Here is a 15349-nt window from a genome sequence, read left to right as displayed (position 1 = left end):
CCTTCCCGATTTCACCGCCAGGAACTGTCCAATGCACCGCCTGAAACCAGAATGCATCGCCGAAATCCGAAACATCGTCGGTGAGAGAAATTTCAGGGAGGGGGAGGCAGTCGCCATGATCGATTACGGCGTGGCGCCGGAAAATCTTGACGCCGGCGCCGTCGTCCTCCCGGGCACGACCGGGGAGGTTGCCGCCATCGTCAAATGCTGTCGCGCCAACGGCGTTCCGCTGGTCACGCATGGCGGGCGAACCGGGCTCGTGGGCGGGGGCCTGTCAAAATCGGGCGAACTGGTGCTTTCCACCGCCCGCCTCAATCGCATCCTGCATCTCTGCCCCGTCGAGCGCGTTGCGGTGGTGGAAGCCGGCGTAACGCTGCAAGCACTGCAGATGGCGGCTGCGGAGCATCGCCTTGAACCGGGGATCGATTTGCCGTCCCGCGGCTCGGCGACCCTTGGCGGCATGGCTTCGACGAATGCCGGGGGGATTTCGGCCTTCCGGTCCGGGGTCATGCGGCACCGCATTCTGGGACTGGAGGCCGTGCTTGCGAATGGCTCGGTCTATTCCGACCTGACCCGTGTCGTGAAAAACACCGCCGGCTATGATCTGAAGCATCTGTTTGTCGGTGCAGAAGGCACGCTCGGCGTCATAACGCGGATTGCCGTCAAACTCGAACCCCAGCCTTTGGCCACCGCGACCGTCCTGTTCGGCCTGGCCTCGGTGGATGCCGCGCTTGAGACGGTTCGCCGGGGGCTCGATGCCGAATTCGGCCATCTTCGCGCTGCCGAAGCGATCTGGGACAGCTATTTCCGCCTGACCTCCAGCCACCATCGCTGGTCGGCTGCGGACTACGCCACCGATCATCCCGTCAACCTCCTGATGACACTCGGCGGCGCGGACGAGACCGCCCTGCAATCGGAACTCGCGCGCATCTACGAGAACGTGATTGCCGTTCATCCCGACACCTCGGCCGTCATCGCATTTTCGGGCGCGCAGGAGGCCGATCTCTGGCGGCTTCGCGAGGACACGGACCTTATCTATCGACAGCATCAAGGCGCGCCATCCTACGACGTCTCCATCCCCCTCTCGCAGGTCGCGTCCTATCTCGAACGGTGCCTTGCCGATCTGAAGGCGATCGATGCCGCGTTCGCCCCCTATGTTTTCGGCCATCTTGCCGACGGAAACCTCCACATCGTCCTCAACAGCACCGGCAACGACATTTCGGCCGAAAAGGCGAGCGCCGTCGAGAAGGCGATCTACCGGGGCATTGGAGAGCTGGGCGGGTCATTTTCTGCCGAACACGGGATCGGCGCGAAGCGGGTGGCGCCGCTATCGGCTCTGTCCAACCCGGCGAAGCTCGCCCTGATGCACCGGATCAAGGACGCACTCGACGCACCGGCACTTTTCAACCCCGGAAAGGTGCTCGAGGCAGGCACGATCTAGATGGCGGCCAATTCGCGGCGGGTCATGTCCGCCTGCTGCTTCAGCCACTCCCGCAACTGGGAAAACCCCCGATGGCTGTCTGACGTTCTGGGTGCGATCAGGCTGTAGCCCATGCCCGCATCGAGCTGGACCGGATGGGCCTGCGCCAGCAAGCCGCCGCGCATTGCAGCACCGACCAAAGCGGGGTCCGCGAGCACAAGCCCCTGCCCTTGCTGGGCCGCCGTCACCGCAAGATCCAGCGTGTCGAACACCAGATGCCGCGCGCCGGCGAGAGACATCTTCGCATGCGCCGCCCAGCGCTCCCAGGTCTCGTGGGTCCGGTCCATATGCAGGAGCACCAAGCCGTCAAAATCACCACGGCTTGCAAGGTCGTCCACCAGACCCGGCCGGCATACCGGCGCCAGATGCTCATCCCACAGCCGGTCCGCGACAAGGCTCGGCCACGGACCCGCTCCATATTCGATTATGCCGTCGATTCCCTCGAGCTCGAAGTCGGGCCGGCGGCTCCAGGCGGTGTCGAGATCGACGCGCACATGAGGAAACTCCCAGTAGAAATCCGGAAGGCGCGGCATAAGCCAGCGGATGGCGATCGAGGGATGGACGCGCAAGATCACCGTCTGCGACGGCCCCGTGACGGCCTGATCGGCCTGAAGCAAAAGGGCGATCAACTGTTCCACATAAGGCAGCAATCGCTCTCCGGCATCGGTCAGGACGACCCGGCGCGTGTGGCGCAGGAAGAGCGTGCTTCGGAAATGGTTCTCCAGCTGCAGGATCTGCCGGCTGATCGAGCTCTGGCTGATGTGAAGGATCTCCGAAGCCTGGCTGAAGGACGAGGCTCGCGCCACCGCCAGAAAGGCCTGAAGGCCGGCAAGAGGGGGAAATCGCCGGGGCATCGATCGATCGCATTTATCCGTTTTCCAAATAAATCTGTTGCACAATGAGCATTGGATTGTCCAGCGCCCCCTTGTCATTGTGCCCTTATGAAGCCCGCCGGGCAGCCGGCCGACCACCATCAACCACGGAAGACAGGTTTGCCATGAGCGTCGTCGCCAAAGCCGGCACCCAGCCGGAAAGCATTGCTTTTACCCTGCCGAAACGCGCCGATGTCGTGATTGTCGGGGCCGGCATCATGGGCTGCGCGGCGGCCTATTATCTGGCCAAGCAGGGCGTCAAGGCCGTCGTCCTCGACAAATCCAGGATCGCCGGACAGCAATCGACGCGCGCCTGGGGGTTCGTGCGTCAGCAGGGACGCGACCCCTCGGAAATGCCGCTCGCCATCGCGAGCAACCGCCTGTGGCTCGACTTGCAGGAAGAGTTGCAGGCGGATCTCGGCTGGAGACAGGGCGGCTGTATCTACATCGGGCATGACGCCGCGCAGATGGCGCGCTACGAAGCATGTCTGGAAACCTCCCGGCAGCACGGCATCGACACGCGCCTTCTGTCGGCCGACCAGGTGCGCGCACAGGTGCCCGACTTCGAGGCACTGCAGATCGGCGGGCTCTTCACGCCGAGCGATGGCCAGGCCGAGCCGAGCCTCGTGGCACCGGCCTTTGCCCGCAGGGCCACCGAACTGGGCGCACGGTTCATCGGAGGCTGCGGCCTGACCGGCATCGATGTGGCCGGCGGCAAGGTGGTCGCGGCCGGGACCGAGTGCGGCGAGATCCGCACCGACCACATCATTTGTGCAGCCGGCGCCGCAAGCTGGCGCGTACTGCGGTCACTGGGAATAGCCCTGCCGCAGCATCAGGTGCGCGGAACCGTTGCGCGCACCTCATCTGGCCCCTCCGTAGGCCCGGGCGCCGCTATCGACGGCGGCATCGGCTGGCGTCGACGCAGCGACGGCAGCTTCAATTTGGCCAATGACGCCCGCGTAGACATCGACGTTACGCTTGGTCATCTGCGCGCTCTGGAATGGTATATGGGGCCCTTGCTGCAGCACTATCGCTCGTTCAATTTCAAGCTGAACAGCATGTTCCTCGATGATGTCAGGCAGCGGTTGCCGCGATCGGAAACGAAGGTGAATGGCCGTCTGGTCGGTGTTCGCGATCCGCTGCTGGCCGCCAATGACGCCGATATCAACGCCTGCCTGGCACGGCTGAAAAGGGTCATTCCCTCGCAACAAAACATCCAGATCGTCGAACGGTGGGCGGGTGGCATCGATGTCTTGCCGGACGGCATTCCCGTGCTGGACGCGCCGACCACTCCGAGCGGCATGATGATTGCGACCGGCTTCTGCGGTCACGGCTTTGCGCTCGGACCGATCGTCGGCAAGACCTTGGCGGATTGGCTGGTCACCGGCCAACCGCCGATGGATCTCCACGATTTCCGCCTGTTACGCTACGCGGAAGGCGACGTCAAACCGCCGCACTCGCTTTTCTGAACGACATTCAAGAGGGAAATTATGTGGCAAATCTAGCGTCTGGCTCAAGCTCTTGAAGGGAGTTGAACCGGCGACCCTGCCGCTCGCTAGCTGTGAGGCATTGTTTTTCTTTTAGTTAGGCAACAACTGATCTCCGGAATGGCCGAAACGGGGCCGGTTGCAGACCGTCCGGTCTTGGAAGCTGGGTGACATAGCTGCTATAGAGCGCGGGCGACCTCTATGATCGCTCCCGCCCCCATTGCGGTCGTTCGATGATATGAGACGAAGACGACTAAAGCGGACGATATAGGTCCCTGTCGTATTGAATCATATCTGCTGCAGGTTTCAGGATTTTTGCGACAAATTACGGACAGCCTTACAGCTTGGCTGGCTGAAAGCCGAAACCACCAATCTCAGCCGTCACGTTTTGTTAAGTACGAATTCATTCGATAAAATTTTAGTCTTAATGCCGCGCGGGTACGCCATTAGTGGTCGACACCATAGTAATCCCACGCGCGGAGACTTCACATGCGACGATGTTTTCTGAATACCTTACTGATAGCTGTCATCGCCGGCTTCAGCGTCCCTAGTGGTCCGACGCACACGTACGCTCAGTCGACTCCAAAAGCCCAGTTGGGAGAGGGGCGCGCATACGAGATCATCGATAGCGAAGTCTGGGATGTGCCCGATCCGGTTTCCGGTCGCACTTACCAAGTCTTCGTCGCTTTACCACCGTCCTATGCGAAGGAACCTCAGCGGCGCTATCCCGTGCTTTACGTCACCGATGCTGATTACGCTTTCCCGATCATCCGGCAGATCGGCCGCCGTCTGAACGTCGAAGGGCCCCGGATCGAGGAGTTCATTCTTGTCGGTTTGTCTTATGGAAAGGGTGAGGATGGCAAGGTCAGCCGTCAGCGAGACTACACCCCCACATCGAACGGTCCGAGGAGCGCACCTACTGGTGCGATCCATGGGCAGGGACGGGCCTATCAGCGATACTTGGGTGATCAGGTGAAACCATCTATCGCCGCCCGCTATCGTACCGACCCCGCCAGATCGCTCTTCCTTGGCCACTCCTACGGTGCTTTGCTTGGCGCACAGATCCTGTTCACCGAACCTGGCTTGTTTAGCGGCTATATCCTCGGTAGCCCCTCTCTCTGGTACGACAAGCGCCACACCTTGAAGCTCGAAACGGACTACGCCATGCAGAACAAGGACCTACCGGCGAAGGTCTATCTTTATGTCGGCGCCTATGAGGCGCAGCGCAAAGGCGACCGGCGTTACAACCAGACGGTAGATATGGTCGCCGACAACCGCGCTTTACAAGTAGCATTGCAGAGCCGAAAGTATCCGAACCTGCAATTGAAGTCAGCGGTCTTGGACGACGAGGATCACCTCACCGTCGCGCCGCGAGGCTTCACGCAGGGCTTGGAGTACCTTCTGAGAGTGCGCTGACAAATCGCATTGAAAACTGGAACGAAGCTGTTGCACAATTCCCACGTTTTGCGAGCAGGCCAGCCGCGCTGGATTTTCAGTGGAATTTCCGTCGCAAAGGTCAGGTGCAAAAGTCGGTCCTACGCGACCGGCCTTTGCGATGCCGAAATGCTTAAGCAGATGGATCGCATGCTGGCGGTGCAGCACTTGATGCACTCCCTCCTCTTCTACCATATCGGAAACGCTGGCAAGTTCACCGACCATGGTGAGGCCATAGCGAAGGCGTTGTCTGATGCTGAGCAGGTCGCCGATCGGTGGCACCTGATGGAGAATCCAGCCGGGCCTTCCTCGACGCTGTCGGCAAGTCGATGCGGCAGATCAGGCAGGCGGTCAGCAGCAATGTCTTTGACCCCAAGCTTCTTACATACGCTGAAAAGCTGCAGTATGAGGTATATCTACGCGGCCGGGAAACGAATGCGGTTCGAGAGCTGTCGAAGAAGAGAACATCCATTCGACAGATCGTGCGGCGATGGAAGCGATCTCCTCCGCCTATTGAGAAACACCTAGTCCTTTCTTGAAGTGCCTAGAAGCACTAGCAGATGGCGGTTCTAAGGTCGCTTCGCCGGGATCAAGTCGGGTGGTAACAGCCGAGGAGGTCGCGGCCGCACTGGTCGCGCTCGCCGACCACACCATGCTGGCTGTCATCCCAACCAGAGGGGCGAACAGCACCTCGCTGTCCTGTGGGCCGTCGACGACGTTTGGGCTAGCTCTCCGAAAGTAAAACAGCATCTCGGTTTATTGGCGTTCTTCTCTCGGCGCACTGAGTGTGATTAAGCGCCGAAGTTTGACCTCTTTCGGCGCGGAAGAATGACCCCGGCCCGGGTAGATTAACATGCTGACTAATTTGTGGTTTCTCCGATGAGACTGGGGTCAGCCGTCGGCGCCGATGGTGGGGTCAAACACCACGCCGAAACACGCCGGCCAATTCTACGGCGTGCGGCAGGATGCGGAAAGCCTCGCCAAAGTCATCGCGCTCTATACGCACAAGAACCGGCGCCTCGCTTCCCCCGCCTACCTGCTCGGCGAAAGCTATGACGGGTTTCGCGCAGCAAAGGTCGCCTCGGCACTGAAGGAGACGCAGGGCATTCTCGTCTCCGGCATCCTGATGGTCTCGCCGCTCATCGAGGGGCGCTTCCTTTTCGGCGCCGCAAATGACCCGCTGGCCGCAGCACTCCTGCTTCCAGCGCTTGCCGCCGCCGAGATGGAGCGGCGCGGCGCATTCGACAGGGACAAGCTTCGCGAGGCCGAGCGCTTCGCCATGGCAGACTACCTCGTTACGCTTGCTGGCCCTTCCCACATGATGAAGTCCTTCATACGCAAGGGTTGCCTGATCGTCATCGATGCAGAAGGAAAGCGCCACGTTTTCAATGGCGCGCGCGGTCAGCGGGTGACGAGGAGGCTCACTGACAGGAAACTGTACAGGATGCTGGTCTTCAATGCCGAACTTGCAGCCGGCAAGTCCTACATGGATGGCACGATGCGGTTCGAGGACCAACCTCAACGGGAAGACCCGGATCGTTTCACCCCGCGATCAGCTTCTGTCTCTCGACTTTTCGCCCTGCTCTTTTTGATGAGCTTGTTTCATGTTCACTGAGGGATACGGATTTTGAGTTCTGTATGTGCCGATCATTTTGAGCATCATTGGCGCTAGTATTTTCGTTGTTTTGGCGTGTTTCCAGAACATCAACGAGTCTTCCGAAAGGGCCATTTCATCCAAGATTGGTTTTAGCGCGTCACCATCGTCGGCGAGCGCGGTGTTACGGCCAACAAGCTCGACATAAATGTCTTCAATCTTATCCCAGATTCCGGGAGGGCGCTTTTCGATAGAAGCCAACGTCAACCACTCGCCGAACACAAGAGCTTCACCTTCGGGCCGTGGCACCAAATCCGCTGACTTCAGGACTCTGGAAGGCGGTCTCTGCGCCCGGAGCTGGTTGTGTGTCCGAGTGCTCATGGCAAAAGGGCGCGCTCCACAATATCTGGAGCGCCGACTACCACCGCAGCAAGCGGCTCCCGAGAACCGCACCGGCGGCGGTCACGCAGGCGATGGCGATCGTGTACCAGGTGGCGAGGAAGAGCGGGCTGTCGTCAGGGCAGTGCCAGGCATAGACGGCGGCAGCGATTGCGCCGGCGCAAAGCCCGGCAGCCGCGCCGGCGGCAGTGGGACTTTGCGGCGCGCCCTTTTTCAAGGCCCAGAAGAGGCCGGCTAAGGGGGCAAGCGACAGGACCGGTATGAAAAACAGGCAGAACAGCGCATTTCGTCCGACGAGGCTGGCCCGCCAGTCGTCGGCCGGCAGCACGAGGAGTTCGGCAATGATCGCGACGACGACCATCACGGCCGGCACAGCGAGCAAGAGGGCGGGACGGCGCGTTTCTTCCCCCGGGCGGCCGATGCGCATGGCAAGCCGTGCGGCGAGGACGGCGAGAACGATTGTCACGGCGATCTTGAAGAGGACGCGCGCCGTTTCGAAGACGCTCGCCATATTGTGCCGGAGGCCGACGGTGGCGACGAGCAGAACGGCCGAGATACCGACGCCCGCACCGAGCGCAATCGCGAGCGCGCGGCCGTAGCGCATGCCGACGGGCGCGTCTTGCGTCATAAGGGTAATCAGGTCGTCGGTCTTCATGTCATTCGCTCCGATAAAGGGCCGCCAGCGATTTCAGCGCCCGGTGGAGGGCGACGCGCACCGCTACCTCCGTCATTTTAAGCCGTGCCGCCGTTTCGCGGATGCCCTGCCCCTCGATCGAGATCGAGCGGACGATGTCCCGCTGCGGGTCTTTCAGCCGCGCCAGCAGGGTTTCCGTATCCAGCCGGTCGGTGGCCTCATGCGTCTCGTCGCTCGCTTCGAGGAAATCCGCGACGTCGTCGATCGGCACATTCACATGCCGACCGCGCCGGCGGAGGCTGTCGACCAGTTTGTTGCGCACGATGGTCGTCAGCCAGGGGCCAAGCGGCCGACCCGGATCCCAGGTGCCGCGCTTGAGGTGGATGGCGAGCAGGACTTCCTGCACGACATCCTCCGCTTCACTCGCTGGCGCGCCGTACTGGTCGCAACGCCGCCGCGCCATGCGGCGCAGATGCGGCGTCACCGCGACGAGGAAACGGTTATAGGCCGGCGCGTCACCCTTGATGGCGAGACGCAGCCATGCCGCCCATTCCTCTTCGCGTGTCGACTGTTTCACCGTTACCTAACCCTACGCCGAGGAACACAACTTTGTTACCGCGCCCACGGCAAGAAAATTGTAACGCACTCAACCTCCTGAAGCGCAAGGCCTTTTTCTTACGCCCGCGGTCTCTCCGCAAGAGGCGTCGGGAAAAATCCGACCCCACGCTGTAACGAAGCGCGATCCCTCTCCGTAGCCGTTCATGCACAGCCAATCGAGGCTGGCGCCAAAACGGAGATACCAAATGAAGACCACGATCGCCACCCTCGCTCTTGCCGGTTCGCTCGCCTCCGCGCTTGCCGCCATCGCCACACCAGTCGCCGCCGAGGATGCCAAGGAGAAGTGCTACGGGATCGCGATGAAGGGCCAGAACGACTGCGCCGCAGGCCCGGGCACCACCTGCGCAGGCACCTCGAAGATCGACTACCAGCAGAATGCCTTCAAGCTGGTTCCGAAGGGCACCTGCGTTTCGATGAAAACCCCTGATGGACACGGCATGCTGGAACAGGGCAAGGCGCCGGCTTGAGGCCACGCCAACCATCGGACGGCGCCCATTCCCGGCGCCGTCACCTTCCCCTTCAGAAAGGTTCGCCATGATCTCCTCCGCCCTTCCGCACCGCGCTGGTGTCGGCTTCAAGCCCGAGCATTTCGCAAGCGTCGTCGCGCAGTCCCAGCCCGTCGGGTTCTTCGAGGTTCATGCGGAAAATTATATGGGCACCGGTGGTCCGCCGCATGCGCAGCTCGGCAGGCTGCGTGAGGAGTATGCGCTCTCCATCCATGGCGTCGGCTTGTCGATCGGCTCGATGCAGCCGCTCGACCGCGATCATCTCACCCGCCTGAAGGTCCTGTGCGACCGCTATCAGCCCGAAAGCTTTTCCGAGCACCTCGCGTGGTCGACCCACGACAGCGTATTCCTGAACGACCTGTTGCCCCTCCCCTATACGGAGGAAACACTCACCCGGGTGGTCGCGCATGTCGACCAGGTTCAAACCGTTCTGGGGCGGCAGATGCTGCTCGAAAACCCCGCTACGTACTTGCTGTTCGAGGAAAGCACGATCGAAGAAACGGCCTTCCTCGCCGAAGTCGCGCGGCGCACCGGCTGCGGCCTGCTGCTCGACGTCAACAATGTCTTCGTTGCCGCGACGAACCATAATCTCGACCCACGCGCCTACATCGCCCGCTTCCCGCTGGAGGCCGTGCGCGAAATCCATCTCAGCGGCCATTCGGAAACCGTGGACGATTTCGGCGCGCCGCTTCTGATCGATAGCCATGACACACCGGTCAAGGATCCCGTCTGGGCGCTCTATGAAACCGTCATCGGGCGGATCGGGCCGATCGCCAGCCTCGTCGAATGGGACAACGACGTGCCTGCCTGGCCCGTCCTTCTGACCGAGGCGGCCGCGGCTCAGGACATCCTCGATACCGCCGCACAGCGACGGGCGGCCTAGTCATGTCCACCGCTACACAGAACGCCTTCGCATCCGGTCTGTTCGGGGCTGCTCCCCCCCCACCCGGCCTGACGGCATGGAACGGCGGAATGCCGGAGCGACGCTACGGCGTCTACCGCAACAATGTCATCGCAAGCTTGACCGGTGCCCTCGCCTCGCGTTTTCCCGCCGCGGAAAACATCGTCGGACCGGAATTCTTCCAGGCAATGGCGCGGGCCTTCATCCAGGCCCATCCGCCATGTTCACCCGTGCTTCTCGCCTATGGCGATGACCTGCCGGATTTTGTCGCCACCTTCGAGCCGGCGCGGGAACTGGCCTATCTTCCCGACGTGATACGGCTCGAGATCGCGCGGGGGCGGGCCTATCATGCAGCCGACGCACCCCCGCTCGATCCGGCAACCCTGACCGCCATCGATCCAACCCGACTCGGCGCGCTGGTTTTCACACCCCACCCTGCCCTGTCGATCCTTTCCTCGCCCCATCCCATCGCAACAATCTGGGCGATGAATGCCGGCGAGCGGGTGCTTGGCCCCGTCGATGAAGGACAAGACGAAGATGCCCTGGTCGCCCGCCCGCATTTGATCGTCGAGGTTATGCTGTTGGCGCCGGGCGGCGCCGTTTTTTTCCGCCAGCTCGCCGCCGGCGCGACGCTCTCTACAGCGGCGCAAACGGCCACCCGTGAGGAGGCGCGCTTCGATCTCTCCGAAAACCTCGCCGTGTTGCTCCGCTCCGGAGCCTTTACCGCCATCAGACAGGACAACATTAATGAAGATCGACACCATGACTGATCTCGCCCTACCCTTGCCGCGCAAGCTCTTCGAACAGGGTCTGAAAGCCCTGAACGCCATTCCGAACGATTTCGTTGCGCTCATTGCCCGGCTCTCCATTGCCGCCGTCTTCTGGCAATCGGGACAGACGAAGGTCGAGGGCTGGATGCTGTCCGACAACGCGCTCTATCTGTTCGAGAACGAATACAAGCTGCCGCTCATCGATCCCTGGCTTGCCGCGCATCTCGCCGCCTTTGCGGAGCACCTCTTCCCGATCCTGCTGGTCATCGGCCTTGCCAGCCGCTTGTCTGCACTGGCGTTGCTGACGATGACGCTGGTGATCCAGATCTTCGTCTATCCCGGCGCTTGGCCGACCCACGGCACCTGGGCCGCATGCCTGCTGTTCATTGCGGCGCGCGGGCCGGGTGCATTATCCGTCGATGCCTTGGTCGCTCGGAAATTCGAGAGCTAACGCTTGGAATACGGCCGTGAAATCATTCTAAGTTTAGAGGCAGAAATGGTGAACAGTGGAATTTTCTTCCAATAGCATGGACATTGCAGCCTCCACATGCCATAAGATGGCCAAATTGCGACGCGCTATCGCATTTGCGAACTTCCTTTCCGCGCGTCTTCGCACCCGCTGATTTCTTCATCGGCTCACAACGAACAAAGGAGAGTGCCCTGCTTCCGGAGCAGGGCCCAGAACAATATGGCATTTGCAACTGAGGGCGATCTTCCGGCAGACGACCGGCCCATCAAGATCAGCATCAGGAACGTTTTCAAGGTTTTCGGCGAACGGCCGGAAAAGGCCACCGACCTTCTCAAGGCTGGCAAGACCAAGGCCGAAATCCACGCGGCAACCGGCTGCACCATCGGCGTCAACAACGCCAGCTTCGACATCCGCACCGGCGAAATCTTCGTCATCATGGGACTGTCGGGCTCCGGCAAGTCCACCATGCTGCGCCTCATCAATCGGTTGATCGAACCCACGTCCGGGTCGATCGCGATCGACGGGCGCGACATCACGCGGATAACCCGCAATGAGCTCATCAACCTCCGGCGGCACCACATCAGCATGGTCTTCCAGTCGTTTGCGCTTCTGCCCAACCGCAACGTCATCGACAACGCTGCCTTCGGCCTGGAGGTCGCAGGCGTCGGCGAAGCGGAACGCAAACAACGCGCCAGCACGGCATTACGGGCGGTGGGGCTGGAAGGCTACGACGAAAGCCGCATCGATCAGCTTTCCGGTGGCATGAAACAGCGTGTCGGTCTCGCCCGGGCGCTCGCCGGCGCACCCTCCGTGCTCCTGATGGACGAAGCGTTTTCCGCGCTGGATCCTCTCATCCGCACCGAGATGCAGGACGAACTGGTGCGCCTCCAGGCCGAACACAGCCGCACGATCGTCTTCGTCAGCCACGACCTCGACGAGGCCATGCGCATCGGCGACCGCATCTGCATCATGCAGAACGGCGAGGTCGTACAGGTCGGTACGCCCGACGAGATCGTCCGTGAGCCTGCCAACGACTATGTGCGGTCGTTTTTCCGCAATGTCGACGTCTCGCAGGTGTTCCGCGCCGGAGACGTCGCCCGCAAGACGCAGGTGACGATCATTGAGCGCCAGGGCGTTTCCGCCGCCGTGGCATTGGAGCGCTTGGAACACTACGACCGGGACGTTGCCATCATTCTTGGCCGTGACAAGACCTATCACGGCATGGTCAGTCGCAATTCGTTGATCGAAACCGCGCGTGACGGCGCAAGCGATCCCTACAGGCGGGCCTTCCTGCCGGATATAGAGCCGATCCCCGCGTCGGAAAGCCTGTCCAACGTGCTCGGGATCGTCGCCGCCAGCGCCTTTCCGGTGCCCGTTATCGACGAGGCCAATCGCTACCTCGGCTCCATCAGCAAGTCAGCGCTTCTCAAAACGCTCGATCGCACCGCCTGACCCAGCCAGTTCGGAGACAATTTCATGACTTTCGATATCGGTGACGGCGTCGACAGCGCCGTCAACTACATCCTCGACAATTTCGCCCCGCTGCTCGACCTCATCGCAGCCGCAATCGGCACGGTGACCAACGACATCCAGGCAGCGCTCCTGGCGATGCCGATGCCTCTCGGCCTTGCGATCCTCGTGCTGCTTTCGCTCTGGCGTGTCGGGTTCGGCTTTGCCGCGTTTACCGCCGCCTCGCTCTGGCTCGTCGACCATATGGGCCTATGGTCGGCGATGATGGAGACGCTGTCTCTGGTGCTCGCCTCCACGCTGGTCGCCATGCTGATCGGCCTGCCGCTCGGCATCGCCATGGCGCGCAGCGACCGGGTGGCGACGATCGTCCGGCCGGTGCTCGATCTCATGCAGACCATGCCCGCCTTCGTCTACCTGATCCCCGCCGCGATGTTCTTCGGCCTCGGCGCAGTGCCCGGCACGATCGCGACCGTCATCTTCTCGATGCCGCCGGTCGTGCGCCTCACCAATCTCGGCATCAGGCAGGTGCATGCGGAGTTCATCGAGGCCGGCAACGCCTTCGGCTGCACGCCAACGCAGCTGCTTTTCAAAGTGCAGCTGCCCAACGCCCTGCCCTCCATCATGGCCGGCATCAACCAGACGATCATGCTGTCGCTCTCCATGGTGGTGATCGCCTCGATGATCGGCGCGGGCGGTATCGGCAATACCGTGCTGACTGGCATCCAGCGTCTCGATGTCGGCACCGGGTTCGAAGGCGGCATCGCCGTCGTCATCCTCGCGGTGATCCTGGACCGGATCACCCAGAGTCTTGGAAAGGAGCGTGCCGGCCCCTGGCACGCCCTCTTCCGCCGTCAGGTGCAACAGCCGCTGGCGTCCACTGCGACCGCCTGAAAATGGCGTCTCAGGCCGCCGCATGCCAACCTTCAAAAAAGGAGCAACCATGTTCAAGACACTCGTTACAATGAGCCTCGCAGCCGGGATCGCTGCCAGCACCTTCGGCACGACGCTCGCGCAAGATAAAGCGCCGGTGAAGATCGGCTGGGCCGCTTGGTCCGACGCCGAGTTCGTGACCAAGCTTGCCGCAAAGCTTATCAAGGATGAACTCGGCCGCGACGTCGAGCTCGTTCAGACCGACGTCGCACCGCTCTACCAGGGCGTCGCCCGCGGCGACATCGACGCCATGATGATGGCTTGGTTGCCGGAAACCCATGCCGACTATTTCGCCAGAGTGAAAGACAAGGTGACGACGCTCGGCACAGTCTATGAAGGGGCAAAGCTCGGCTGGATCGTCCCCAAATATGTCCCTGAGGACGCCATCGCCTCCATCGAGGATCTCAAGAAGGACGATGTGAAGGAAAAGCTCAAGGGCCGCGTCGAAGGCATCGATCCAGGCGCCGGTCTCACGCGCCTCTCCGAACAGGCCGTCAAAGACTATGCTCTCGACGGCTACAAGCTGCAGATTTCCAGCGAAGCCGGCATGCTGACAACGGTCGACCGGGCGATACGCAAGGAAGAGTGGTTCGTCGCCACGTCCTGGAGCCCTCACTGGATGTTCGGCAAATACGCGCTGCGCTACATCGAGGATCCCAAGGGCGCACTCGGCAAGGCCGAGCATGTCGACATCCTCGCGCGCAAGGATTTCGACAAGGACAATCCAGAGGTCGCAGCCTTCCTGTCGCGCATGAAACTGCCGGTCGGCGACCTAGAAGCCGCGATGTTCGATGCCCAGGAAACCTCCTACGAGAAGGCCGTCGACACGTATATCGCGGACCATCCGGACCAGATCAAGGCGTGGCTCGCCAAGGAAGACGGCTGAACCCAGCCGCCCCGTAAGCTTTGCAAAACAAACCTCTTTGAAGTCAGGAACATAAATATGTATACCGACACCACCTTCCCCTCGCGTACCGTCGTCGACACCGCCTATGACACGATCGGCGGGCGCATCTCGCTCGCCCGCGACGCAGCCGGCCTTTCCATCGATCAGATTTCCGCGATCGTCGGCGTAACCGTCGAGACGTGGACAAACTGGGAAAACGATCGCGCCGAGCCAAGGGCCAATCGCCTCGACATGCTTGCAGGCATCCTTCAGGTCAGCATTGCCTGGTTGCTCAACGGCCAGGGCAAAGGACCTGCCGAGATAAAATAACCGCCTGCGCCTTTTGCGCCTGTTCGAGATTGGTGCGGTTGGCATCGGCATGACTGAGACGCGGCATCGTGCAGAGGAACTGCACGCCCGAACGCAACAGCGCCGTCTTCATGGCATTGGCATCCATGGTGATGCCAATGCGCGGCCCGGTCGGCCGCTAGGTCGAAACCATCTGCCTAGCGGATAGTCGACTGGATATGCGCTAGAAGGGACCTATTGAGCCGACCTCCCTTCCGCATGGCTGCGGGGAGATCGCATTGCCGGCTCCGGAGCGTGCTTCAATCTTAAAGAATGAAATCTGTCAGAAGCCTTGCGGTCACCGTATCCATACTCAGTGCTACCGGCAGCGTCCAGCGCCTATGCCGACGAACGGTCGGCGCTTTCCGCAAGCATCCAGAGCGCGGCGATCGTCAAGATAGCGGTCAACAACGGCTACTCGAAATTCGCGCTCGGGTAGTTCCACCGCCATCGATGTCAGGGTCGTCAAATCATCTTCTGCAACTCGGGCAGTGCCTCGAAGAGATCGGCGACGAGGCCGTAGTCGGCGACCTGGAAGATCGGTGCCTCCT

General features: G+C 61.5%; 15 protein-coding genes and 2 pseudogenes. 13 read left to right on the top strand and 4 right to left on the bottom strand.

Features of this window, described 5'->3' with window-relative positions; genetic code table 11:
• The first annotated feature begins 115 nt into the window (after positions 1 to 115).
• Positions 116 to 1441 (top strand): FAD-binding oxidoreductase, encoded by a 1326-nt coding sequence (locus tag AC1RT2_RS18040; protein WP_493104057.1) that lies wholly within the window; start codon positions 116 to 118, stop codon positions 1439 to 1441.
• Here AC1RT2_RS18040 and AC1RT2_RS18035 read toward each other — a convergent pair.
• The gene (locus AC1RT2_RS18035) at positions 1438 to 2379 is read right to left on the bottom strand and encodes a LysR family transcriptional regulator (protein WP_493104055.1); all 942 of its coding nucleotides are present in this window, start codon (positions 2377 to 2379) and stop codon (positions 1438 to 1440) included. The genes AC1RT2_RS18040 and AC1RT2_RS18035 overlap by 4 nt on opposite strands.
• 98 nt (positions 2380 to 2477) lie before the next feature.
• Here AC1RT2_RS18035 and AC1RT2_RS18030 point away from each other — a divergent pair, with 98 nt between their 5' ends.
• The 4 genes and pseudogenes from AC1RT2_RS18030 to AC1RT2_RS18015 form a co-directional block, all read left to right on the top strand.
• Positions 2478 to 3821: an NAD(P)/FAD-dependent oxidoreductase gene (locus AC1RT2_RS18030; RefSeq protein ID WP_493104053.1), complete on the top strand. Its 1344-nt coding sequence runs from the start codon at positions 2478 to 2480 to the stop codon at positions 3819 to 3821.
• 507 nt (positions 3822 to 4328) lie between these two features.
• Positions 4329 to 5255, top strand: a complete 927-nt coding sequence (locus AC1RT2_RS18025; RefSeq protein WP_493104051.1) for an alpha/beta hydrolase — start codon at positions 4329 to 4331, stop codon at positions 5253 to 5255.
• A gap of 955 nt (positions 5256 to 6210) precedes the next feature.
• A pseudogene (locus AC1RT2_RS18020) lies at positions 6211 to 6594 on the top strand (carboxypeptidase); the annotation flags it as partial.
• A pseudogene (locus AC1RT2_RS18015) lies at positions 6592 to 6786 on the top strand (SAM-dependent methyltransferase); the annotation flags it as partial. The pseudogenes AC1RT2_RS18020 and AC1RT2_RS18015, both read left to right, overlap by 3 nt.
• Before the next feature lie 499 nt (positions 6787 to 7285).
• Here AC1RT2_RS18015 and AC1RT2_RS18010 read toward each other — a convergent pair.
• Both AC1RT2_RS18010 and AC1RT2_RS18005 read right to left on the bottom strand, forming a co-directional pair.
• Positions 7286 to 7921, bottom strand: coding sequence for an NrsF family protein (locus AC1RT2_RS18010; RefSeq protein ID WP_493104049.1), 636 nt, complete (start codon positions 7919 to 7921; stop codon positions 7286 to 7288).
• A gap of 1 nt (position 7922) precedes the next feature.
• The gene (locus AC1RT2_RS18005; protein WP_493104047.1) at positions 7923 to 8477 is read right to left on the bottom strand and encodes a sigma-70 family RNA polymerase sigma factor; all 555 of its coding nucleotides are present in this window, start codon (positions 8475 to 8477) and stop codon (positions 7923 to 7925) included.
• Positions 8478 to 8703: 226 nt separating this feature from the next.
• Between AC1RT2_RS18005 and AC1RT2_RS18000 the strand changes: the two genes are divergently transcribed.
• The 8 genes from AC1RT2_RS18000 to AC1RT2_RS17965 all read left to right on the top strand — a co-directional run bounded on the left by AC1RT2_RS18000 (position 8704) and on the right by AC1RT2_RS17965 (position 14780).
• A complete protein-coding gene (locus AC1RT2_RS18000; protein ID WP_493104045.1) occupies positions 8704 to 8985 on the top strand; it encodes a BufA1 family periplasmic bufferin-type metallophore in 282 nt (93 codons plus the stop codon).
• A gap of 67 nt (positions 8986 to 9052) precedes the next feature.
• A complete protein-coding gene (gene bufB / locus AC1RT2_RS17995; RefSeq protein ID WP_493104043.1) occupies positions 9053 to 9907 on the top strand; it encodes an MNIO family bufferin maturase in 855 nt (284 codons plus the stop codon).
• Positions 9908 to 9909: 2 nt separating this feature from the next.
• Positions 9910 to 10695: an HvfC/BufC N-terminal domain-containing protein gene (locus tag AC1RT2_RS17990; protein WP_493104041.1), complete on the top strand. Its 786-nt coding sequence runs from the start codon at positions 9910 to 9912 to the stop codon at positions 10693 to 10695.
• Positions 10673 to 11146 (top strand): DoxX family protein, encoded by a 474-nt coding sequence (locus AC1RT2_RS17985; RefSeq protein WP_493104039.1) that lies wholly within the window; start codon positions 10673 to 10675, stop codon positions 11144 to 11146. The genes AC1RT2_RS17990 and AC1RT2_RS17985 overlap by 23 nt, the downstream gene beginning before the upstream one ends.
• A gap of 237 nt (positions 11147 to 11383) precedes the next feature.
• Entirely contained in the window at positions 11384 to 12616 is a 1233-nt protein-coding gene (proV, locus tag AC1RT2_RS17980; RefSeq protein WP_493104037.1) for a glycine betaine/L-proline ABC transporter ATP-binding protein ProV, read from the top strand.
• A gap of 24 nt (positions 12617 to 12640) precedes the next feature.
• A complete protein-coding gene (locus AC1RT2_RS17975) occupies positions 12641 to 13525 on the top strand; it encodes an ABC transporter permease (protein ID WP_493104035.1) in 885 nt (294 codons plus the stop codon).
• Between the two features lie 49 nt (positions 13526 to 13574).
• Positions 13575 to 14450, top strand: a complete 876-nt coding sequence (locus AC1RT2_RS17970) for a glycine betaine ABC transporter substrate-binding protein (RefSeq protein ID WP_493104033.1) — start codon at positions 13575 to 13577, stop codon at positions 14448 to 14450.
• Positions 14451 to 14507: 57 nt separating this feature from the next.
• Positions 14508 to 14780, top strand: coding sequence for a helix-turn-helix domain-containing protein (locus AC1RT2_RS17965; RefSeq protein ID WP_493104031.1), 273 nt, complete (start codon positions 14508 to 14510; stop codon positions 14778 to 14780).
• Here the strand turns inward: AC1RT2_RS17965 and AC1RT2_RS17960 are convergent.
• On the bottom strand, positions 14743 to 14892 hold the full coding sequence (locus AC1RT2_RS17960) for a hypothetical protein (protein ID WP_493104029.1): 150 nt from the start codon (positions 14890 to 14892) through the stop codon (positions 14743 to 14745). The two genes, AC1RT2_RS17965 and AC1RT2_RS17960, sit on opposite strands and share 38 nt — an antisense overlap.
• Between the last annotated feature and the right edge of the window lie 457 nt (positions 14893 to 15349).

It is taken from the genome of Shinella sp. GW821-FHT11G07, from assembly GCF_058808115.1.
Note: the sequence above shows the minus strand (reverse complement) of the source record. Positions and strands in the feature narration are given on the sequence as shown.